This window comes from Kitasatospora sp. NPDC059673 (assembly GCF_042734215.1).
Taxonomy (GTDB): domain Bacteria; phylum Actinomycetota; class Actinomycetes; order Streptomycetales; family Streptomycetaceae; genus Kitasatospora.
Genome location: NZ_JBHWEN010000019.1, coordinates 75,679 through 95,023 on the forward strand (window position 1 = coordinate 75,679; position 19,345 = coordinate 95,023).

General features: G+C 72.9%; 22 protein-coding genes. 14 read left to right on the plus strand and 8 right to left on the minus strand.

The window, feature by feature from the left end; all coding sequences use genetic code 11:
* Nucleotides 1-51 precede the first annotated feature (51 nt).
* The 5 genes from ACFV18_RS22245 (at nt 52) to ACFV18_RS22265 (ending at nt 4,626) form a co-directional block, all read left to right on the plus strand.
* Nucleotides 52-1,503 carry a sugar porter family MFS transporter gene (locus ACFV18_RS22245; RefSeq protein ID WP_380485769.1) on the plus strand — a complete coding sequence of 484 codons (1,452 nt, stop codon included), beginning with the start codon at nt 52-54 and terminating at the stop codon, nt 1,501-1,503.
* Nucleotides 1,504-1,623: 120 nt separating this feature from the next.
* Nucleotides 1,624-2,319, plus strand: a complete 696-nt coding sequence (locus ACFV18_RS22250; protein WP_380485771.1) for a dienelactone hydrolase family protein — start codon at nt 1,624-1,626, stop codon at nt 2,317-2,319.
* Nucleotides 2,320-2,366: 47 nt separating this feature from the next.
* Nucleotides 2,367-2,726 carry a GNAT family N-acetyltransferase gene (locus ACFV18_RS22255; protein ID WP_380485773.1) on the plus strand — a complete coding sequence of 120 codons (360 nt, stop codon included), beginning with the start codon at nt 2,367-2,369 and terminating at the stop codon, nt 2,724-2,726.
* 43 nt (nt 2,727-2,769) lie between these two features.
* The gene (locus ACFV18_RS22260) at nt 2,770-4,026 is read left to right on the plus strand and encodes an MFS transporter (protein ID WP_380485775.1); all 1,257 of its coding nucleotides are present in this window, start codon (nt 2,770-2,772) and stop codon (nt 4,024-4,026) included.
* Between the two features lie 81 nt (nt 4,027-4,107).
* Entirely contained in the window at nt 4,108-4,626 is a 519-nt protein-coding gene (locus tag ACFV18_RS22265; RefSeq protein ID WP_380485776.1) for an HAD domain-containing protein, read from the plus strand.
* Here the strand turns inward: ACFV18_RS22265 and ACFV18_RS22270 are convergent.
* The 3 genes from ACFV18_RS22270 to ACFV18_RS22280 all read right to left on the minus strand — a co-directional run bounded on the left by ACFV18_RS22270 (nt 4,607) and on the right by ACFV18_RS22280 (nt 7,398).
* Entirely contained in the window at nt 4,607-4,900 is a 294-nt protein-coding gene (locus tag ACFV18_RS22270) for a hypothetical protein (protein WP_380485777.1), read from the minus strand. The two genes, ACFV18_RS22265 and ACFV18_RS22270, sit on opposite strands and share 20 nt — an antisense overlap.
* 101 nt (nt 4,901-5,001) lie before the next feature.
* Nucleotides 5,002-5,790, minus strand: a complete 789-nt coding sequence (locus ACFV18_RS22275; protein ID WP_380485779.1) for a CPBP family intramembrane glutamic endopeptidase — start codon at nt 5,788-5,790, stop codon at nt 5,002-5,004.
* 108 nt (nt 5,791-5,898) lie between these two features.
* Nucleotides 5,899-7,398: a glutamate--cysteine ligase gene (locus ACFV18_RS22280; protein WP_380485781.1), complete on the minus strand. Its 1,500-nt coding sequence runs from the start codon at nt 7,396-7,398 to the stop codon at nt 5,899-5,901.
* 361 nt (nt 7,399-7,759) lie between these two features.
* Here ACFV18_RS22280 and ACFV18_RS22285 point away from each other — a divergent pair, with 361 nt between their 5' ends.
* Together ACFV18_RS22285 and ACFV18_RS22290 are read left to right on the plus strand one after the other, a co-directional pair.
* Nucleotides 7,760-8,497, plus strand: coding sequence for a hypothetical protein (locus ACFV18_RS22285; protein ID WP_380485783.1), 738 nt, complete (start codon nt 7,760-7,762; stop codon nt 8,495-8,497).
* Nucleotides 8,498-8,856: 359 nt separating this feature from the next.
* On the plus strand, nt 8,857-9,048 hold the full coding sequence (locus tag ACFV18_RS22290; protein WP_043911656.1) for a DUF5999 family protein: 192 nt from the start codon (nt 8,857-8,859) through the stop codon (nt 9,046-9,048).
* 141 nt (nt 9,049-9,189) lie between these two features.
* On the opposite strand, the gene ACFV18_RS22295 is transcribed toward ACFV18_RS22290, so the two are convergent.
* Nucleotides 9,190-9,879, minus strand: a complete 690-nt coding sequence (locus tag ACFV18_RS22295; protein ID WP_380485785.1) for a GNAT family N-acetyltransferase — start codon at nt 9,877-9,879, stop codon at nt 9,190-9,192.
* 347 nt (nt 9,880-10,226) lie between these two features.
* On the opposite strand from ACFV18_RS22295, the gene ACFV18_RS22300 reads away from it, so the two are divergent.
* Nucleotides 10,227-10,394 (plus strand): hypothetical protein, encoded by a 168-nt coding sequence (locus ACFV18_RS22300; protein WP_380485787.1) that lies wholly within the window; start codon nt 10,227-10,229, stop codon nt 10,392-10,394.
* Nucleotides 10,395-10,492: 98 nt separating this feature from the next.
* On the opposite strand, the gene ACFV18_RS22305 is transcribed toward ACFV18_RS22300, so the two are convergent.
* The 3 genes from ACFV18_RS22305 to ACFV18_RS22315 form a co-directional block, all read right to left on the minus strand.
* A complete protein-coding gene (locus tag ACFV18_RS22305) occupies nt 10,493-10,699 on the minus strand; it encodes an MbtH family protein (protein ID WP_380485789.1) in 207 nt (68 codons plus the stop codon).
* Nucleotides 10,700-10,957: 258 nt separating this feature from the next.
* Entirely contained in the window at nt 10,958-11,311 is a 354-nt protein-coding gene (locus ACFV18_RS22310; protein ID WP_380485791.1) for a beta/gamma crystallin domain-containing protein, read from the minus strand.
* Between the two features lie 155 nt (nt 11,312-11,466).
* Nucleotides 11,467-12,201: an SseB family protein gene (locus ACFV18_RS22315; protein WP_380485792.1), complete on the minus strand. Its 735-nt coding sequence runs from the start codon at nt 12,199-12,201 to the stop codon at nt 11,467-11,469.
* A 107-nt stretch (nt 12,202-12,308) separates the two neighbouring features.
* On the opposite strand from ACFV18_RS22315, the gene ACFV18_RS22320 reads away from it, so the two are divergent.
* The 5 genes from ACFV18_RS22320 to ACFV18_RS22340 all read left to right on the plus strand — a co-directional run bounded on the left by ACFV18_RS22320 (nt 12,309) and on the right by ACFV18_RS22340 (nt 17,047).
* Nucleotides 12,309-12,644 (plus strand): hypothetical protein, encoded by a 336-nt coding sequence (locus ACFV18_RS22320; protein ID WP_380485794.1) that lies wholly within the window; start codon nt 12,309-12,311, stop codon nt 12,642-12,644.
* Between the two features lie 107 nt (nt 12,645-12,751).
* A complete protein-coding gene (locus tag ACFV18_RS22325) occupies nt 12,752-13,786 on the plus strand; it encodes an ABC transporter substrate-binding protein (RefSeq protein ID WP_380485796.1) in 1,035 nt (344 codons plus the stop codon).
* Nucleotides 13,787-14,129: 343 nt separating this feature from the next.
* Nucleotides 14,130-15,350, plus strand: coding sequence for an alanine racemase (locus tag ACFV18_RS22330; protein ID WP_380485798.1), 1,221 nt, complete (start codon nt 14,130-14,132; stop codon nt 15,348-15,350).
* Nucleotides 15,351-15,458: 108 nt separating this feature from the next.
* Nucleotides 15,459-15,869, plus strand: coding sequence for a YciI family protein (locus ACFV18_RS22335; RefSeq protein ID WP_380485800.1), 411 nt, complete (start codon nt 15,459-15,461; stop codon nt 15,867-15,869).
* A 26-nt stretch (nt 15,870-15,895) separates the two neighbouring features.
* A complete protein-coding gene (locus tag ACFV18_RS22340) occupies nt 15,896-17,047 on the plus strand; it encodes an RNA polymerase sigma factor (RefSeq protein WP_380485917.1) in 1,152 nt (383 codons plus the stop codon).
* A 46-nt stretch (nt 17,048-17,093) separates the two neighbouring features.
* Here the strand turns inward: ACFV18_RS22340 and ACFV18_RS22345 are convergent, their stop codons facing one another.
* Nucleotides 17,094-18,302 carry a DUF2510 domain-containing protein gene (locus tag ACFV18_RS22345; protein ID WP_380485802.1) on the minus strand — a complete coding sequence of 403 codons (1,209 nt, stop codon included), beginning with the start codon at nt 18,300-18,302 and terminating at the stop codon, nt 17,094-17,096.
* 217 nt (nt 18,303-18,519) lie between these two features.
* Between ACFV18_RS22345 and ACFV18_RS22350 the strand changes: the two genes are divergently transcribed.
* On the plus strand, nt 18,520-19,254 hold the full coding sequence (locus ACFV18_RS22350; protein WP_380485804.1) for a gamma-glutamyl-gamma-aminobutyrate hydrolase family protein: 735 nt from the start codon (nt 18,520-18,522) through the stop codon (nt 19,252-19,254).
* Nucleotides 19,255-19,345 lie beyond the last annotated feature (91 nt).

The window sequence follows — 19,345 nt, forward strand, 5'->3', positions numbered from 1 at the left end:
GGCGTGTCGGAGCGCGTGGCGGCGCGGCCGCTGGTCGAATGACCTCCGGATATGTCCGCCCCTCACCGGACGGATCGTCACGTAGGGAGAAGAGCACTGGCTACCCACTCCTCCGCCGTCCGGGACGAGCACCTCGGCCATGTCGTGTTCATCTCCGCTGCCGCCGCGATGGGCGGCTTCCTGTTCGGCTACGACAGTGCGGTGATCAACGGCGCGGTCACCGGTATTCAGAAGCACTTCGGCGTCGGCAACGGCGAGACCGCGTTCGTGGTGGCGATCGCGCTGCTGGGCTCGGCGGCCGGTGCGGTGGTCGCGGGGTGGCTGGCCGACCACATGGGCCGGGTGCGGACCATGCTGCTGGCCGCCACGCTGTTCGCGATCAGCGGCATCGGGTCGATGTTCCCGCCCAGCATCCAGGTGCTGGCGATGTGGCGCGTGCTCGGCGGTATCGCGATCGGCATCGCCTCGGTGATCGCCCCGACCTACATCGCGGAGGTCGCGCCGACCGCGTACCGGGGCCGGCTGGCCTCGTTCCAGCAGATGGCGATCGTGCTCGGCATCACCGTCTCGCAGCTCGCCAACTGGGCGCTCAACCAGGCCGCGGGAGGCGAGTCCACCAACCACCTGGCGGGCATCCAGGCCTGGCAGTGGATGCTCGGCGTGGAGGCGGTGCCCGCCCTGGTGTACGGGCTGATGGCGCTGGCCATCCCCGAGTCGCCGCGCTATCTGATCGCCGACCGGCGCGAGGAGCAGGCCCGCAAGGTGCTGGTGGAGGTGGAGGGCGCGGGCGTAGACCTGGACGCCCGGGTGGCGGAGATCCGGCGGGTGCTGGAAACCCGCCGCAAGCCCCGGCTGAAGGACCTGCTGGGCGGGCGCTTCGGGCTGCTGCCGATCGTCTGGGTCGGCATCGGCGCCTCGGTGTTCCAGCAGTTCGTCGGCATCAACGTGATCTTCTACTACTCGTCGTTCCTGTGGCAGTCGGTCGGCATCAACGAGTCCAACTCGCTGCTGATCTCGCTGTCCACCTCGATCGTCAACGTCATCGGCACGGTGGTCGCGATGGCGCTGGTCGACCGGATCGGCCGCAAGCCGCTGGCGCTGGCCGGCTCCACCGGCATGGCGCTCTCGCTCGGACTGGCCGCCTGGGCGTTCTCCTACCGGCACGGCACCGGCAGCACGGCCACCCTGGAGAACACGTACGCGACGGTCGCACTGGTCGCCGCGCACGTGTTCGTATTCTGCTTCGCGTTCTCCTGGGGCGTGGTGGTGTGGGTGCTGCTCGGTGAGATGTTCCCGAACGCGATCCGGGCACTGGCCCTGTCGGTCGCCGCGTCCGCACAGTGGATCGCCAACTGGGCGATCACCGTCACCTTCCCCGACCTCTCGGACTGGAACCTGTCCGCGACGTACGTGATCTACGCCTGCTTCGCCCTGTTGTCGATCCCGTTCGTGGCCTTCTGCATCAAGGAGACCAAGGGCAAAGCGCTGGAAGAGATGGGCTGAACTCCCTCTGACACGCCCTCAGTGTGCCGCCAGGGGAAGCGAGTTGGGGCCTAGAGTGCCAGACGAGACTTCCTGCCCGCCGCCGCGAGCTGCCGCGCGCGGCCACCTTGACGGAGAGCCATGGGCGCTGCTCGCCAGAACGTCAGCTTCACCGGCCGCTCCGGCCGGACCGTGCACGGCTACCTGGCGGTGCCGCCCGCCGGGGTCGGCCCCGGAGTCCTGGTGATCCAGGAATGGTGGGGGCTGACCCGGCACATCGCCGAACTCACCGACCGGCTGGCCGCCGAGGGCTTCCTCGCGCTCGCCCCCGACCTGTACGGCGGCACCGTCACCCACGACCGGGAGACCGCCGCCCGGATGAAGCACGAACTGCCTCCCGCCCGGGTCGCGGAGGAACTCGCCGCGGCCGTCTCCCACCTGCTCGCCCACCCGTCCTCGGTCGGCGACGCGATCGGCGTGGTCGGCTTCTGCATGGGCGGCGGCCTCGCCCTGCGCCTGGCCGCCCACGAGGGCGACCGGGTCGCCGCCGTCGTCCCGTTCTACGGCCTGCCCGGCGACCTCGACTACGACTACCGCGGCCTGACCGCCCACGTCCTCGGCCACTTCGGCGAACAGGACGCCTCGCTGCCCGTCGCGGTGGTCGACGAGGCCGCCATCCGGATCGGCGAGGCCACCGGCCGCCGCCCCGAGATCCACTTCTACCCGGCCGGCCACGCCTTCATGAACGACGAGAAGACCCCCAGCAGCTACGACCCCCTCCAGGCCGCCATCGCCTGGCGCCGCACCCTCACCTTCCTCCGGGCGCACCTCGGCTGACGGAAACCCGCTGGTCCGAACGGTGCGGCCGGTGGTAGCTCTGGGGGATGCTGATCGGGGAGAAGATCCTGCTGCGGGCCCGGCACGAGGGCGATGTCGCCGTCCTGCATGCGCGTCCGGACGGACGGATGGTCCTGACGGCCGCTGCCCGTCGAGGCGTCGCCGTTCCGGCCCGCGGGCGCGGCCTGGGGACGGACGTGGTGCGGGTGCTGTGCCGGTACGGCTTCGGGGTGCGCGGCCTGCACCGCCTGCAGGTGGACACACTGGCGGACAACGCGGCGATGATCGGCGCCGCCGAGCGGGCCGGGTTCCGCGTCGAGGGGACGCTGCGCGGGGCCGCCTGGGTGTCGGGGCGGTTCGTCGACGAGGTGCTGCTGGGGCTGCTCGCGGCGCACTGGTCGCCCTGAAATTCGTTGGACAGGGCCGGGGTTGGCGGTCCATCGTCTGGCCGTGCGCATCAGTTTTCCGGCGTGGGCCGGCCGAAACTATCGGATCCAGACCGCCGCCACGGTGGTGAGCGGGCTGGGCAATGCCGCCGCGCCGATCGCCACCGCGTTCGCCGTGCTGGGCGCGGGCTGGCACACCACCGAGGTGGGGTATGTGACGGCGGCGCGGACGGTGCCGCTGGTGGTGCTGATGCTGCTCGGCGGGGCGGTGGCCGACCGGTGGCCGCGGCACGTGGTGATGGTGAGCGCCAATGTGTTCAACGCGCTCTCGCAGGCGGTGCTGGCGGCGCTGGTGCTGATCGGGCATCCGCCGCTGTGGGCGTTGCTGGTGCTGTCGGCGGCGGGTGGCGCGGGGCAGGCGTTCTACACCCCGGCGGCGGAGGGGGTGATCCTTCAGGCGGTGCCGGCCGAGCACGCGTCGAAGGCGATCTCGGTGTTCAAGATGGGCGTCAACGGCGCGCAGATCGCGGGCGCCGCGCTCGGCGGCATGCTGGCCGCGGTGGCCGGCCCTGGCTGGGTGCTGGCGGCGGACGCGCTCTGTTTCGCGGTGGCGGCGCTGATGCGCTCCGGTCTGAAGCAGGTCGGCGGGAAGCGCGGGACGGGGCCCAGCCTGGTGCACGAACTGCGGGTCGGCTGGCGGGAGTTCGTCTCGCGCCGCTGGCTGTGGGCGATCGTCGTGCAGTTCTCCCTGATGAACGCCTGCGTGCTCGCCGTGGAGACGGTGTACGGGCCGGTGATCGCCGATCGGCGGATGGGCGGCGCCGGTGCATGGGGCACCGCGATGGCCGCGCTCAGTGTCGGCATGGTGGCGAGCGCGGTGCTGATGGCCCGCTGGCAACCGCGCCGGGTGCTGCTGGTCGGCAACGGCGGGGTGTTCCTGTTCGGCCTGCCCGCGCTGGCGTTGGCGCTCGGTCTGCCGCTGGTGCCCGTCGTGGTGGCGATGTTCCTGTCGGGTGCCGGCGTCACGGTGTTCGTGGTGGGCTGGCTGGTGGCGCTCCGTCAGGAGATTCCGGAGGAGCTGCTGTCGCGGATCTCCGCGTACGACGCCTTCGGTTCCTTCGCGTTGATGCCGGCGGGCACCGCGCTGGCCGGCCCGGTGGCGAACCTGCTGGGCCAGTCCGGTGCGCTGTGGGCCTGCGCGTTGACCTGCCTGGGCCTGGCCGCGGCGGTGCTGCTGGTGCCGGAGGTACGGCAGTTGGAGCGCACGGTGCCCGAGGCGCGCGGCCGGGCCCCGCAGCCGGAGCCAGCCACGTCCGGGTGACACCGGGCCCGGTCTGCAACCCCCGGGGCCAGGATCTCGTCCAGTCCCGATAACTGGCCTTGACCCGGGGAAGGGACCCGCATGGGCAAACCGCTGCTGTACCTTGACGTCGACGGGGTGCTGAACCCGGTGTTCCCCTACCCCGAGGACGACTTCGACTCCCATACGCTGCTGGGTTATTCGGTGCTGCTGTCACCACGCCACGGCGAGTGGCTGCGCGAACTGGCCGACCGCTACGAGCTGGTGTGGGCGACCACCTGGGAGTTCCAGGCCAATGAGTACATCGCGCCGCTGCTGGGCCTGCCCGAGCTCCCGGTGGTGAAGTTCACCGGCTACGTGCCGCAGCCGGGCGATCCGCAGGTGCCGCTGATGGAGCTGTTCTCGGCGTTCAAGTGGGCGCCGCTGCTGCGCTACGCCCAGGGCCGCCCGTTCGCCTGGGTGGACGACTGCATCCCGGCGCGGCTGGTGCGCCGCAGCCTACTGCGCGCGGACCGGCTGCTGATGCCGATCGACCCGGCGCAGGGCCTGCAACGCGCGCACGTGGACCGGCTGTTGCGCCGTCCTCCCTCGCAGGCCTGGTTCAGCCGTCGGACGGGCTGACCTCGGGCGTGGGGAGTGGTTCGGCGACCTCGACCCAGACGTGCTCCCAGCGGGCGGTGCGGTTGTGCCCGAAGCGGTCGCCGTGGCGCAGCACCCGCAGCAGCGCCAAGGTCTGGGTGCTGTCCGGGCGTTCGGCGACCTTCACGCTGACCTTGGTGGTGCCCTTCTTGCGGCCGCGCTCCACCAGCGGCCGGCGGCCGGTCAGCTTGTGCAGGGCCTCCGTGATGCGGCGGGTGCGCTCCCGGTCTCCGTGCCACCCCTGCTGCCCACCCATGGCCGCCCCCGCTCCCCTGCTCCCCTGCTCGACGGCGCGCCGCGCGCCGCCCACCGGGCGTCACCCTACCCGCAGCCGACCACCCGTCAGGCGGGATTCGTTCAGGAGGGCAGCCAGCTGACGTGCCCGGCCAGCAGCGCGTAGCCGACGAAGGCGACGGTGTCGATCAGGGCGTGCGCGGCGACCAGCGGGCCGACCCGGCGCCAGCGGCGGTAGAGCAGGCAGAACACCACGCCCATCACCATGTTGCCGACCAGCCCGCCGATGCCCTGGTACAGGTGGTACGAGCCGCGCAGGACGGCGCTGGCGGTGATGATCGCGGGCCAGGACCAGCCGATCTGGTGCAGTCGGCGCACCAGGTAGCCGACCACCACGACCTCCTCCAGGATGGCGTTCTGCCAGGCGGCGGCGACCAGCACGGGGATGCGCCACCACACGTCGGGCAGGCCGGAGGGGGCGACGGTCAGGTTGAAGCCGGCCGCCTGCGCGCCGAGGTAGAGGGCCAGTCCGGAGCCGCCGATGACCGCGGCGAGCAGTGTGCCGCGGCCGAGGTCGGAGAGCTTGTGGCGCAGGTCGAAGCCGAGGGTGCGCAGCGAGGCGCCTTCGCGGACCAGCAGGTAGCCGACCAGGACGACGGGCATCAGGCCGCGGGCGATGTAGTACAGCTGCCAGGCGAGGTCGAGCCAGGGGCGGCCGGGGGCGCGGGAGGCGTTGAGGGTGGCGACCTGTTGGCCGAGGTCGGCCGATTCGGTGAGCGAGCCGATGAAGCTGATCAGCGCGGTGACGCCGCTCGCGCCGAGGGAGAGCCCGAGGACGATGAGCAGTTCGGCGGCGAGCAGCCGGCGGGAGGGGGTCTTGGTGGTGGCGGGCTCGGCCGAGGCGGTGGTCACTGGTCTCCCCGAGGGCGGATGCGGCCCGGAGCGCACGGCGGCTCCGGGCCGATCATCCTTTCACAGGACGATGAGACGTTCCTGAACCCTGTGCTGGGGTGTCAGTGGTCAGTCCACCGGCCAGGTGTGCACGGGTTCGCCGCTGCGCATGCCCTCGATGTAGCGCCGGGTCATGGCGGCGATCGCGGCGTGCGGGTCGAGGTTGTGGCGTTCGCGCAGGCGGTGCACGGTGGCGGCCTGCCAGGCGGCGCCGTTGGTGCGGCGCAGGCAGCGCTGTTCGATGATGCCGAGGTAGTGGTCGCGGTCGCGGGCGGCGATGCCCCAGCGGTCGAGGCCCTGGTGGGCGAGCGGCAGCAGTTCGTTCAGCACCAGGTCGGTGGCGGGCAGTTCGACCAGGCCGCGGGCGCCGCGCCCGGAGCGGGGCCACCACTGGACGGCGTCGATGCCGTACCGGGCGCCGTTCAGGAAGTTCTGGTCGGCCTTCTCGTACGGCAGCCTGGTCCAGATCGGGCGGGGCTGTTCGGCCAGCACCCGGACCAGGCCGTAGTAGAAGGCGGCGTTGGCGAGGACGTCGGCGACGGTGGGGCCCGCGGGCAGACAGCGGTTCTCCACCCGCAGGTGCGCGACGCCGTCGGCGACGTCGTAGACGGGGCGGTTCCAGCGGTAGATGGTGCCGTTGTGCAGCCGCATCTCGCCGAGCCGGGGGGCACCGCCGGAGGCCAGCACCTTGACCGGGTCCTCGTCGTCGCAGATCGGCAGCAGGGCGGGGAAGTACCGCAGGTTCTCCTCGAACAGGTCGTGGGCGGAGTCGACCCAGCGCTCCCCGAACCAGGTGATCGGGCGCACGCCCTGGGCCTTGAGTTCGGCCGTGCGGGTGTCGCAGGCCTGCTGGAACAGCACCGGGCGGGTCTCGCGCCACAGTTCGCGGCCGAACAGGAACGGCGAGTTGGCGCCGAGGGCGAGTTGGACGCCGCAGATGGACTGGGCGGCGTTCCACACCGAGGCGAACCGGTCGGGGGTGACCTGCAGGTGCAGTTGCAGGGAGGTGGCGGCGGCCTCGGCGACCATCGACACCGAGTCGATGGTGAGCCGCTCCACGCCGTCGATGTCGAGCGCGATGTCCTCGCCGCGGGCGGCCAGGATCTGGTCGCTGAGCAGGGTGTAGCGGTCGTTGCTGCTCATCGCCTCCAGTCCGGCGTGCTCCAGGTCGAGGGTGGGCAGGATGCCGACCATGACGAGGCGCCCGCCGGCCTGCTCGGCCCGCCGGTCGGCGTAGCGCAGGGCGGTGCCGAGTTCCTCGCGCAGGTCCTCGAAGACGTGTCCGCCCAGGCGGCGGGGGGCGATGTTGAGCTCGATGTTGAAGCGGCCGAGCTCCGTCTGGAAGTCGGCCGAGGCGATCGCGTCCAGTACCTCTTCGTTGCCGAGCATGGGGAGCCCCTGCTCGTCGGCCAGGTTGAGTTCGATCTCCAGGCCCATCATGGCTTTCGGGCGGTCGAACCGTTCCTCCCTGAGCATTCGCCCCAGTACGTCCAGACAGGACTGGAGCTTGCGGCGGTACAGCTGCCGGTCGGCCAGCTCCGCCCGGGTCGCCACGACCTTCTCGCCCACGGGTGCCTTCCCTCCCCTCGGTCGACAGTGCCTGTGCATCATGCCCACGGCGAAGATTTATAGCCCACGGTACGAACAGCCGAACGGAGCACTGTTTCTGACGGCCGGTCAGCTCAAACCCACTTGCGCAATGACACGGACCGTGATATGAAGGTCACCCTGCGCACTTGTTCGAGTAGAATTCGCACGCCGCTCAGGCCAGGTCAGGGCCGTCCGAGAAACCCCCACTGTCGAGGGACTCGTCGACGACCCGCCCACCCCCTCGGCGATCATGCCCAACCGGACACGGCCAGACCCCTCAATGTCGATGCCATGCCGGTATGCCGCAGCACGCCGATCTCGAACGGAGAGGCGACTCACCATGACGTTGCACCTGTCCCAGCCCCCGGCCGGCGCCCTGCACGCCGTCCGTTCGGCCCTCGCGCCCGGGGTGGCGCTGCCGCCGTCGGCGGCCGCCGTGCTCCGCCATAGCGTGGGGCGCCCGGAGCCGCTGCTCGCGCTGCCCGTGCACGCCCTGCGCGGGCCCACGCCGCAACTGGCCGGGGCGGACTGCATCGGCTGGCGCTTCCTGCTGCGCGCCGCCCGTCCGGACGCGGCGGCGGCCCCGCACTGCCCGCACGGGGACTGCGACGGCGCGGGCGGCGCGGCGGGAGCGAGCGACACGGCGGGCGGCGCGGCGGGCGGCGCGGGCGGCGCGGCGGGCGCGGGGCCGGAGCACCGGCCGCTGGCCGTCGGCGAGTTCACCGTGGAGGGGCTGGAGCAGGTGACGGCCGCCGCCGAGGTGGCCGCCGGCGCGGACGGGCCGGCCTTCTCGCACCTGACCGCCGGGCCCTACCTGGACTCCACGGTGCGGGCGCTGCGCCAGGCCTGGCAGCTGGTGCACCCCTCCCCCGCCCGCTACGAGCCGCGGCTGCTGTCGCTGCCCGAGCACTACGCCTCCGCGCTGTGGCTGCACAGCGCGCTGCCCGGGGAGGATCTGCTGATCCCGCTGGCGCCCGCCCCGCTCGGGGTGGCGGCCCATCAGGTGCTGCCCGCCGCGGAACTGCTCGCCCGGCTGGCCAACGCCCCGGCGGCCCGGCCGACCGCACTGATCGGCTGACGCCGTTCGGCCCGGCCGGCGCGGCAGTCGGCTGACGCCCTTCTTCCGCTTGCACCACCCGGGTGGGCCATGCCGGACTGGTCCGATCGGATCGCTCCGGGATGGCCCGTCCGTGCGCGGATCGAACCGCCCGCCGCCCGGTAGGGTGATCTCGCCGGATCTTCTGTGGCGCATGTCACCAAATGCCTGCGCGAGGGCCCGCGGAGTCGGACACTGGTGTCGGTCGGGGAGGACCACTCGTCCTACCCGGCTGACGCCGTTTCACACCTGATGCGGTGAGAAAACTTCCGTCGGCAGGGCGGGCGCCCCGGGGGGTGGCCGTGCGGCGGCGCGAATCCCGAGCGAAGCGAGGTACAACGATGTGCCAGCACCGAACCGACTGTCCGTCCGCCGAGTCCTCGGACCGTGAAGCGGCCGAACCGGTCGCCCGCCACCCCGAGCAGGGCTGGAGCCTGCTCTGCAACGGGGTCCTGCTGTTCGACGACACCGGCGAGCTGCTGCCGGACGGCCGCGTGATCGCCCCGCGCCGAACCTTGCTGATCGCCGCCTGAACGCCGTTCCGCTCCACCGCACCGATCACCGCCCGCCCGGAGTGCGCCCTCCCGGCGGGCGTCGGCGTTCCCGGGCCGTTCCGCGCGGCCCCTCGGAGCGGCCCCTGGGCGCGGCCTCTCGACGCGGCCCTCGGCGCGGCCTCAGGAGCCGCCGAGCGGGTGGTCGGTGGGCGTGGACGGGTCGTACCAGAAGCTGAGCATCGGGGCATGCCAGCGCCAGCCGAGGGCGGAGTAGAGGGCGCGCCCCTCGGTGGTGCCGACCAGCAGACCGGTGCGCGCGCCTGCCGCGTGCGCCTCGCTCTGCAGGGTGCGCATCAGCAGGGAACCGAGGCCGCGGCGGCGGTGCTCGGGGGCGGTCTCGATCTGGTCGGCGACGGCGAGCGGCGAGCCGTCGGAGCCGGGCCCGATGCCGATCTGCCCACCCGCGGCGTACTCGCCGTCCGTGGTGCGCACCAGGGCGCGGATCACGCCGCCGCGGCTCCAGGTGGTGATCCGGTAGCCGGCCGGGACGGTCGGGCTCTCCGGGCCCAGCCGACAGGTCATCAGGTGGCCGGGAGCGTCCACGTGCCAGCCGGCGCCGATCCAGGGCAGGGCGCGTTCGTCCACGTCGAACAGCTTGAGCCAGGTCCACGGGACGGTGGTGCCCTCGGTGAGTTTGCGGACGTCCGGCTCGGCGGGGGCGGGCAGGACGTGCCGCCAGGGGTGGCGGGGCTGGCCGACGTCGATGCTCCAGCCCCAGGGCTCGGGCCGGGGGTCGGCGGCGCCCCGGGAGACCGTCCAGCCGCTGATCCAGGCCCGGACGAGGGCGGGGACGGTCGGGTCGTCGGGCATGGCCACACACTCCTGCGGTAAGGGTCTCACTAGGCAAAGGGATATTACCTGTTGAGGATGGGAGCCGTCCCCGGAGTTTCCTTCCAGGCAAGATGTCCGTACAGCTTGCGGAGCGCGTCACCATGCCCGAGGAGCCCCGATGAGTCCCGAACTGTCGCGCCGCAGCCTGCTGGGCGGTGCCGCCGCCGGGGCGATGCTGTCCGCGGCGCCGCCGAGTGTCCGTCAGGCGCTGGCCGCCCCCGCCCGCCCGGGCAAGCTGGAGGAGGTCCAGCACGTGGTGATCTTCATGCCGGAACGAGGTCGCCCGGTGGTGGCCCGGGCCTGCCGGCCTTCACGCCGGCTGCCCGGTGATCGTCCGCCACGAGGCGGGTTCGGACTCCGAGGTCCCGCACGCCGTCGCCCGCGAACTGTGGGCCCACGACATGAAGTCGCCGTTCACGACCGGTGAGTACGTCTCCGCAGGCGTCGTCCGGCTGCTGGAGCAGCGCGCCCGGCGGGAGGCATCGGGGAGCTGACGGCGCCTCCGGCCCGGGCGGCACTTCGCCCCGGCTAGGCTCCAACGGGCCTGACCGGGGCGAGTGTCGGGTTGGTGGCCCGGGCGTTCCAGGAGCAACTACGCGTTGCCCATCGCCTCCCGCAGCGAACGGGGGCGCATGTCCGTCCACACGTTCCTGATGTAGGTCATGCACTCGTCCTTGGTGCCGGTCTTGCCCTCGGCCTTCCAGCCCGCCGGAAGCTCCCGGTCCGCAGGCCAGAGCGAGTACTGCTCTTCCTGATTGACCGTGACCTGGTAGGTCACCTCGTCGTCGTCCTCGGCCATGTCGATCTCCGTTTCGTGTGGGTCAGTGCCGAGCCGAGCATTTCCCGTGGCGATCACCCCGTACAGCTGCAATCAGCAGTTCGAGTGATCCCCTGTCGATCTGCTGCAAGTCAGAGCCGTGGTGCGATAAGGGGCTGAACGTACGGCGGGCGCCAGTAATGAGCCGGCCGGACACCCGTCCGATCACCTGCTGAGCCTGTTGTCGGACGGGGCCTGTTTGCCGGCGGAACATCAACAGGCAGGCCCCCGTACGGCAGTTCAGAGGATCTGGATGGCCCGGACCTGCGGCGGGTGGTTGGGGAAGGTGATGTCCGTCCAGCGGTCGATCCGCACCGAGTCGCCGTTGACGTCGTAGTAGATCAGGTCGTTGTTGCCGGTGGAGATGCGGTCCACCCACCAACTGCCGAAGTCGGTGGTGCCGCCGTTGGCGTAGCAGTCCACGCTGTCCCGGCCGTCCAGGTGCGACCAGATCTTCAGGAAGTTCTCGCCGCCGACGCACTGGACGTGGTCGATGGCGAAGGCGTGACCGCTCGGCACGGTGATGGTGAACGCGACCGCCGCCGCGAACGCCGTGGCCAGCGAACAGACGACCCTCTTGGTCCTCGAGAACACGGGATTCCCCTTCGCGCGAAGCCGACCGCCGGACGGCCTGCTGCCGCCTGGTCCGGGAGCCCTCAACGTAGCGAGGGCGGTCCCCCGTTCGGACGCAACACTCCGAACGCGAACCGCCCTTGCATGAGTTCACCCATTCGTGTGAGGAGCGGTTCTCAGGCGCGAGTGAAGAACGGTTTCTGGTCGAGTTGTTGGGGCAGGAACGCCAGCTGGAGTCCGTTGTCCAGGCGCAGGCGCAGCGTGTCGTCGGCGGCCAGGGCCTGGGCGAGGCGGGTGGCGAGCGGGCGGGGGTCGGCGGTGGGGTCGGCGAGGACGAGGGCCAGGGTGGCGTCGGCGTCGGCGGCCGGGGCGAGGTGCGCGGCGGCGATCTCGGGTTCGGCGGCCAGCAGGTCGCGCAGCGCCCGGTGCACCTCGGGGTCGGTGCGCGGCGGCAGGTAGGGCCGGTTCTCGGCGACGGCGCGCAGGCGGGCGCCCGACAGCTGGTACGTCACGGGGCCGGCCGGGTCGACGAGGAGGATGTCGGCGCGCTCGGAGAACGCGACCATCGCGGCCTGCGGGGCGGCCACCGGTGCCGGGCGGGCGTCGGCGCGCCAGCGGGCCATGGTCTCCATCGAGGTGAACGCGGGCAGCGCGCGCCGTCCGTCGGCGGCCTCCAGTACCGGCACCGCCATGTCGCTGGTCTTCTCGCGCTTGTGCCCGTTCTCGTCGTACTCCACCTCCCCGAGTACGGCCACGATCGGCACCATCAGGCGGCTTCGCGTCAGCACGGTCAGCAACTCGCCCTCGGTGGACGGGTTCTGCTGCCAGGCGGCGAGGGCCGCGGCGAGGACGGGGTCGGCACTGCCGTCGTCCTCGGCGAACCCGGGGTTGGGGATGTTCTTGCGCTCCACCCGTTGAGCGTATGCCACGTTTACCTCGGGGCGGTCGGCGGTGGGCGCGCGCCGTCAGGGCTCGGATTTCCCCGCGTGCGTGGCGCGGGTGCGGCACGCTGGGCTGGATGGTGCCGGTGGAAGGGGAGATCGTGGGAACGTACGACCCGATGTTCGCGGTGCGCGGCGCGGCCGAGGCGGTGGCCGTGGCGGCGAAGGACGTGGCCGGTGGGCGCGCCGCGTGGGGCCGGCCGGCGGACGCGACCAACTCGCTGGAGCGGATGGACGCCCTGGTCACCGCCCTGGCGGACCTGCTGCGGCAGCAGGCCGAGGCGCTGCCGGGCCTGACCGGCGATCCGCAGGCGGTGGACGCGGCCAAGCTGGTCGCCGAGGCGGCCGCGACCGCCGCGAAGCTGGGCGAGCAGATCCGGAAGGCCGCGGCCACCACGCGCGCCGTCCGCTGACTCCTGCCCGCCGACCATTTCCCGCCGGTCCTTGCCTGCCGCTCCGTGCCGTCGCGATGATCGACTCCGTGGGAGTGGGCGGGTCGTCGGGCGGGAGTGGCGCGGGCATGGGCGCGGTGCGAATCGGTGTGCTGGTTCCGTTGAGTCGGCCGGGGTGGGTCGAGGCGGGTCAACAGCTGCTGGGCGGAATGGAGTTGGCCGTCCGGGAGGTCAACGCGGCGGGCGGCGTGGCCGGGCGCCCGGTGGAGCTGCTGGTGCGGGACACGGCGGCGGATCCGCAGCGCGCAAAGGCGGCGGTGACCGAGCTGGCCGGGCTCGAAGTGGCGGCGCTGGCAGGCGAGTTCCACAGCGTGGTGGCCCGGGCGGCCGCGGCGCGGGCGGACCGGCTCGGGGTGCCGTTCCTCTGTTCCTCGGCGGTGCTGGACGCCCTGACCGAGCACCCGACGGAGCTGGTGGCGCGGCTGGCACCCGCCCAGTCGCACGGCTGGCGGGTGTACGCGGACTTCCTGCTCGGCACCGGGCACCGCCGGATCGCGGTGGTGACCCAGGGCGGCGCGTACTGGGAGTCCGGCACCCGCATCCTGCGCGAGCACTTCGCGGCACACGGCGGCAGCGTCCTGGCACTCGACCCGGTCGGCGTACCCGACGCGCTGGCCGCGTCCGGGGTGAGCGCCGTCCTGCTGCTGACGGGCTTCCCGGACCCGGCGGTCCCGATCGTCCGGGCCGTCCGCCGGGACCGGCGGCTCGCCGACGTCCTGATCGGCGCCCCGGCCGGACAGCCCGAGTTCACCGAATGGGCGTCACTGCTGGGCGCGGACGGCGCCGGAGTGCCGTTCCTGCGCTACCTGCCGGAGCGGCTCGACCCGCTGGGCGCGCGGGTCGCGCAGGCGCTGCGCCAACACCTCGGCGGGGAGCCGTCGTTCGTCGCGTTCGAGGGCTGGGACCCCATCGCCGTGCTGACGGCCATGGTGGGGTCGGGTGCGGCGGACTGGTCACGCGTGCGGGTGACGGGCAGCCGGGGGCCGATCCGGTTCGAGCGGGTGCCGGGGATCGGCGTGCGGCAGTGGGCGTGGGCGCCCGTCCAGGTCACCGACCGCGACCCGGCCGACCCGGTGCGGTGGCGGGTGCTGCACACGGGCTGAGCCGAGTCCGTGCCCCGGGCACGACGGTGCCCACCTCCCGGGCGGGGGCGGGCGGTGGTCAGCCGGGGCACCCGCGCACCGACAGGACCAGGACCGTTCCGGCCGGCAGCCTCAGCGCCGCGTGGCCGACCACGCCTCGACCAGGTCGAACCAGCCCTCGGTGTCGGCCGATCGGACGGGGGCCCCTGGAACGTCGATCGGTCGGTGCGCACAGCGGCCCCGCGCTCACCCGTCTGCGTGTGTCCGCCCGGCAGGCGACCGCCGACGGCTCCGGGAACCAGTCCGATGAACTACCTGGAACAGAGACCTACCGCCGGGTAGGGCGATGTGGCAGTCTGCGGCCATGGCTCTCGCTGACACCACCGCGACTCGCGGCACCGTCTCCGACCGTGCCCGGTACGACCGGGCGACCGCGCACCTGGACGCGCCGCTGGCGATCGTCGATCTGGCCGCGTTCGACGCCAATGCGGCGGATCTGGTGCGGCGGGCGGGCGGGAAACCGATCCGGGTGGCGTCGAAGTCGGTGCGCTGCCGGGCGCTGCTGGAACGGGTGTTGGCGCGGAAGGGCTTCGCGGGGGTCATGAGTTTCACGCTCGCGGAGTCGCTGTGGCTGGTGCGCGGCGGGTTCACGGACGTGCTGCTGGCGTACCCGTCGGCGGACCGGGCCGGGTTCGGGCGGCTGACGGCGGATCCGGAGCTGGCCCGGCAGGTGACCGTGCTGGTCGACGACGTGGCGCAGCTGGATCTGATCGACGCGGCCCGCGAGGGTTCGGCGACGGTGCGGGTCTGCCTGGAACTGGACACCTCGCTGCACCTGCTGGGCGGCCGGGTCCGGGTCGGGGCGCGGCGTTCGCCGCTGCGCACGCCCGAACAGCTGGGCCGTTTCGCCGAGTTGGTGAACGGGCGGCGCGGCTTCGAGGTGGTCGGGCTGATGGCGTACGAGGGCCATGTGGCGGGTGTCGGGGACGCGATACCGGGCCGTGCGGTGCGTTCGGCGGCGATCCGGCTGATGCAGTCCAAGGCGCGGGCGGAGTTGGCGCGGCGCCGGGCCGAGGTGGTGCGGCGGGTGCGGCAGGTCGCGGATCTGGAGTTCGTGAACGGCGGTGGGACCGGCAGCGTGGAGTCCACGGTGGCGGAGCGCGCGGTGACGGAGGTGGCGGCCGGGTCGGGGCTGTTCGCGCCCCGGCTGTTCGACAATTACCGCTCCTTCCGGGGCCGTCCGGCGGCGCTGTTCGCGCAGCCGGTGGTGCGCCGCCCCGGGGTGGGCGTGGTGACGGTGCTCGGCGGCGGTTACCCGGCGTCGGGCCCGGCGGGGGCGGACCGTTCCCCCGTCCCGTACCTGCCGGCCGGTCTGCGCTACGACCCGCAGGAGGGCGCGGGCGAGGTGCAGACGCCGTTGCTGGGTTCGGCGGCGGACGACCTGCTGGTCGGCGACCGGGTGTGGTTCCGGCACGCGAAGGCCGGCGAGCTGTGCGAGCGTTTCGCGCAGCTGCATCTGGTCGAGGGCGACGCGGTGGTGGAGACGGTACCGACCTACCGCGGCGAGGGCCACACCTTCCTGTAGCGGGCCGGAAAGAAAGTTTCGGCGGCCGTGTCGAGAACCCCGTCGCGGCTCCGTCCCCGGGGTGAAGGCGACCACAATGGGTCGCGTCACCACTGAGGAGTGAGAACGATGGCGAAGTACCTGCTGCTGAAGCACTACCGCGGCAACCCGCTGGCGGTGAACTGCGTGCCGATGGACCAGTGGACGCCCGAGGAGGTCACGGCGCACATCGACTACATGAACGCCTTCGCCGACAAGCTGCGGGGGACCGGCGAGTTCGTCGACGCGCAGGCGCTCGCCCCGCAGGGCGTCTGGGTGCGGTCGGACGGCGAGGGCCGCCCGCCGGTCACCGACGGGCCGTTCGCCGAGACCAAGGACCTGATCGCAGGCTGGATGGCGATCGACGTGGACTCCTACGAGCGTGCGCTGGAGCTGGCCGCCGAGCTGTCCGCGGCGCCCGGCGCGAACGGGGAGCCGATCCACGAGTGGCTGGAGCTGCGCCCGTTCCTGACCGAGATGCCGAACACCGTCACCGAGTGAACGGCCGGGACGGCCGGGTGAGCGCGATGGACGAGGCGCTGCTGCGCGTCCTGACGCCCGAGGTGCTGGCCGTGCTGGTCCGCCGGGGCGCGGACTTCGCGGCGGCGGAGGACGCTGTTCAGGAGGCGCTGCTGGAGGCGGTGCGGACCTGGCCGGACGATCCGCCGCGGGACCCGAAGGGCTGGCTGATCACCGTCGGCTGGCGGCGGTTCCTGGACGCGGCCCGTTCGGACGCCTCGCGCCGCCGCCGCGAGGACCTGGTGGACGAGCAGCCGGAGCCCGGCCCGGTGCCGGCCGTGGACGACTCGCTCCAGCTGTATTTCCTGTGCGCTCACCCGTCGTTGACGCCGGCCTCGGCGGTGGCTCTGACGCTGCGCGCCGTCGGCGGACTGACCACGCGTCAGATCGCGCAGGCGTACCTGGTGCCGGAGGCGACCATGGCGCAGCGGATCAGCCGCGCCAAGCGGACGGTGAGTGGGGCGCGGCTGGACCGGCCGGGCGATCTGGCGACGGTGCTGCGGGTGCTGTACCTGGTGTTCAACGAGGGCTATTCGGGAGACGTGGACCTGGCGGCCGAGGCGATCCGGCTGACCCGGCAGTTGGCCGCCCGGATCGACCACCCGGAGGTGTCCGGTCTGCTGGCGTTGATGCTGCTGCACCACGCCCGCCGGGCCGGACGCACCGCGCCGGACGGCAGCCTCGTCCCGCTGGCCGAGCAGGACCGCACCCGCTGGGACACCGCGCTGATCGCCGAGGGGGTGGCGATCCTGCAACTGGCGCTGTCCCGCGACCGGCTGGGCGAGTTCCAGGCACAGGCGGCGATCGCGGCGCTGCACGCGGACGCGCCGAGGGCCGAGGAGACGGACTGGGTGCAGATCGTGGAGTGGTACGACGAGTTGGCCGCCCTGACGGGCAGCCCGGTGGTGCGTCTCAACCGGGCCGTCGCCCTCGGCGAGGCGGACGGGCCGCAGGCGGGCCTGGCCGCGCTCGCCGAGCTGGACGACACGCTGCCCCGGCACACCGCCGCGTCCGCGTATCTGCACGAGCGCTCCGGCGACCTGCGGACGGCGGCCCGGCTGTACGCCGAGGCCGCGGCGAAGGCCGGGGCGGTCGCCGAGCGGGACCACCTGGTGCGGCAGGCCGCGCGGCTCAACACCCTTCTGCGCGAAGGGGGTTGAGCCGCTCGGCGGCGCTGCTCAGGGGGTGGCGCTCAGGGGGTGGTGCTCAGGTGGTGGTGCCGGGGAGCTGCAGGCCGCCCTGGAAGGCGGCGATGCCCTTGACGATCGAGTCCATCTGGTCGAGGCCCGGCGCCTTGTCGGCGATGTCGAAGCCCAGGTGGACGGCGGTCAGCGCCTTGCCGTCTGCGGTCGGGAAGACCACCGTCTCCACGTACCCGTTGTTGCCCTTGGCCGCGTCCACCTGCCAGCGCACCAGGTAGCCGGACCGGCCGGCCACCGTGACCGCCTCGCTCTTCAGCTCCTTGTGGCCCTTGATGTCGCCGTACGAGTCCTTCGCGGCGGCCTCGATGTCCTGCTGCGCGGCCTGCTTGGCGTCGGTGCCGGTGATCCGGCTGGTGTTGACGCCACCCAGCGTGCAGGTGTCCGAACCGCCGACGCAGGTGTACTCGCCGACGTACGTACTGGCGAATCCGCTCTTGGTGGTGCCGCCCGTCCAGCCGGTGGGGATCGGCAGCGAGATGCCGTTGACGAGGTCCACGGCGAGGTTCGCGTTCACGCCGCCCTTGCCCTTGCCGTTCCCGCCCTTGCCGTCGCCCTGGCCGGGCAGGCCCGGCAGGATGTCGCCCGGGCTCTTCTGACCGTCGTCCTGGCCGTCGCTCTCGCCGTCGCCCTGGCCCTTGTGCCCGAACCGGCCGTCCTGCGACGGCGCGGCGGAGGCGGACCTGCCCTCGTGCCCGTCCATCACCAGGTAGGTGACACCGGAGCCCACCGCCAGGCCGAGCAGCGCGGCCACCGAGGCCGCGACCAGCACCGGCTTGGACGGGCGGCGGCGCGGCTTGGCCGGTGGCTGCTCGGCGTACGGCGGCAGCGGCGGGTAGTGGACGGACTGCCCGGGGGTGGCCAGCACGGTGCCCTCCAGGACGGAGGTGTCCTCGGCGCCGGAGGTGTCCTCGGCGCCGGAGGTGTCCTCGGCGCCGGAGGTGTCCTCGGCGCCGGAGGCGGGCGGCGCGGCCTCGGCGGGCGGGCCGACGGGCGCACCGGTGGCCCCGTCGGCAGGCGCGGCGACGGGCGCACCGGTGGCCCCGTCGGCGGGGGTCTCGGCGGGGGCCTCGGCAGGGGTGCCGGTCGGGGCGGCCGAGGCCGGGCGGGTGCTGGCGGTCCAGCCCTTGCCGTCCCACCAGCGCTCGGGGCGGGGGTCGCTGTCGGTGTCGACGGGGTCCGGGTACCACCCGGCCGGAATCTGCTGCTCGCTCACATCGAAGACCCTAAGCGGCTGCGGATAAGCGGGAAATCAGCGTGCGGCCACAATCGAGGGTTCGGCGATGAGATTCGGGTGAGAATCGCGCGCAACCGCCGTTCGGGTGGTCCGGATGCGCCAGCTGGGGCGTGTTCTGTGCTCCACGCGCCTGACAGGCGCACGCCGGTGGTGCGTCGCACTACCGGGGGCGCGCCCGCGCGACAGAATCCGCGCCATGACCTCTCGCCCCGTGATCGGCATCAGTACTTTCCTCACCAACGCCGGATGGGGGCGGTGGGACGCCATGCGGTCGGTGCTGCTCCCCGAGCGCTACCCGGCCCTCGTCCGGGAGGTCGGCGGGATCGCCGTCATGCTGCCGCCCGACGCACCCGAGCACGCGGCGGACGCGGTGGCCCGCCTGGACGGCCTGGTGATCGCGGGCGGCGAGGACGTCTCCCCCGCCCTGTACGGCGAACCCGCCCACCCGCTCACCGTCGCCAACGCCCCCGAACGCGACCTCTGGGAAGCCGCCCTGATCCGCTCCGCGCTCGCCTCCGGCACCCCGCTGCTGGGCATCTGCCGCGGCATGCAGCTGCTCAACGTGGTCTGCGGCGGCTCACTGATCCAGCACCTGCCGGACGTGGTCGGCGACGGCATCAACCACCTCGGCGACCCGAGCGAGTACGGCCGCCACCCGATCCACCCCGTCGCCGGCACCCTGCTCGCCGACCTGCTCCCCGAGCCGTCCGTCGTCGTCCCCACCTACCACCACCAGGCCGTCGCCCGACTCGGCGAGGGCCTCACCGTCTGTGCCCACGCCTCCGACGGCACCATCGAGGCCGTCGAGGGCTCCGGCTTCACCCTCGGCGTCCAGTGGCACCCCGAACAGGGCGAGGACCTCCGGGTGGCCCGCGCCCTCATCCACGCCACCCGCCTCTACCGCGCCCCCGTCCCCGTCCCGGCCGTCTGACGCGGCCTTCGGGTGGGCCATCGGCATGGCTCCGACCATGGCCCGGAGCGCGGAGACGGAGTCGAGGAGCCCATGTCCGCGGTGTACGCCC

Bases quoted from the DNA above. Each gene is read 5' to 3' on its own strand.
- ACFV18_RS22245 (WP_380485769.1), top strand. From the start codon at position 52: ATGTCCGCCCCTCACCGGACGGATCGTCACGTAGGGAGAAGAGCACTG.
- ACFV18_RS22250 (WP_380485771.1), top strand. From the start codon at position 1,624: ATGGGCGCTGCTCGCCAGAACGTCAGCTTCACCGGCCGCTCCGGCCGG.
- ACFV18_RS22255 (WP_380485773.1), top strand. From the start codon at position 2,367: ATGCTGATCGGGGAGAAGATCCTGCTGCGGGCCCGGCACGAGGGCGAT.
- ACFV18_RS22265 (WP_380485776.1), top strand. From the start codon at position 4,108: ATGGGCAAACCGCTGCTGTACCTTGACGTCGACGGGGTGCTGAACCCG.
- ACFV18_RS22270 (WP_380485777.1), bottom strand. From the start codon at position 4,900: ATGGGTGGGCAGCAGGGGTGGCACGGAGACCGGGAGCGCACCCGCCGC.
- ACFV18_RS22285 (WP_380485783.1), top strand. From the start codon at position 7,760: ATGACGTTGCACCTGTCCCAGCCCCCGGCCGGCGCCCTGCACGCCGTC.
- ACFV18_RS22290 (WP_043911656.1), top strand. From the start codon at position 8,857: ATGTGCCAGCACCGAACCGACTGTCCGTCCGCCGAGTCCTCGGACCGT.
- ACFV18_RS22295 (WP_380485785.1), bottom strand. From the start codon at position 9,879: ATGCCCGACGACCCGACCGTCCCCGCCCTCGTCCGGGCCTGGATCAGC.
- ACFV18_RS22305 (WP_380485789.1), bottom strand. From the start codon at position 10,699: ATGGCCGAGGACGACGACGAGGTGACCTACCAGGTCACGGTCAATCAG.
- ACFV18_RS22320 (WP_380485794.1), top strand. From the start codon at position 12,309: ATGGTGCCGGTGGAAGGGGAGATCGTGGGAACGTACGACCCGATGTTC.
- ACFV18_RS22325 (WP_380485796.1), top strand. From the start codon at position 12,752: ATGGGCGCGGTGCGAATCGGTGTGCTGGTTCCGTTGAGTCGGCCGGGG.
- ACFV18_RS22330 (WP_380485798.1), top strand. From the start codon at position 14,130: ATGGCTCTCGCTGACACCACCGCGACTCGCGGCACCGTCTCCGACCGT.
- ACFV18_RS22335 (WP_380485800.1), top strand. From the start codon at position 15,459: ATGGCGAAGTACCTGCTGCTGAAGCACTACCGCGGCAACCCGCTGGCG.
- ACFV18_RS22340 (WP_380485917.1), top strand. From the start codon at position 15,896: ATGGACGAGGCGCTGCTGCGCGTCCTGACGCCCGAGGTGCTGGCCGTG.
- ACFV18_RS22350 (WP_380485804.1), top strand. From the start codon at position 18,520: ATGACCTCTCGCCCCGTGATCGGCATCAGTACTTTCCTCACCAACGCC.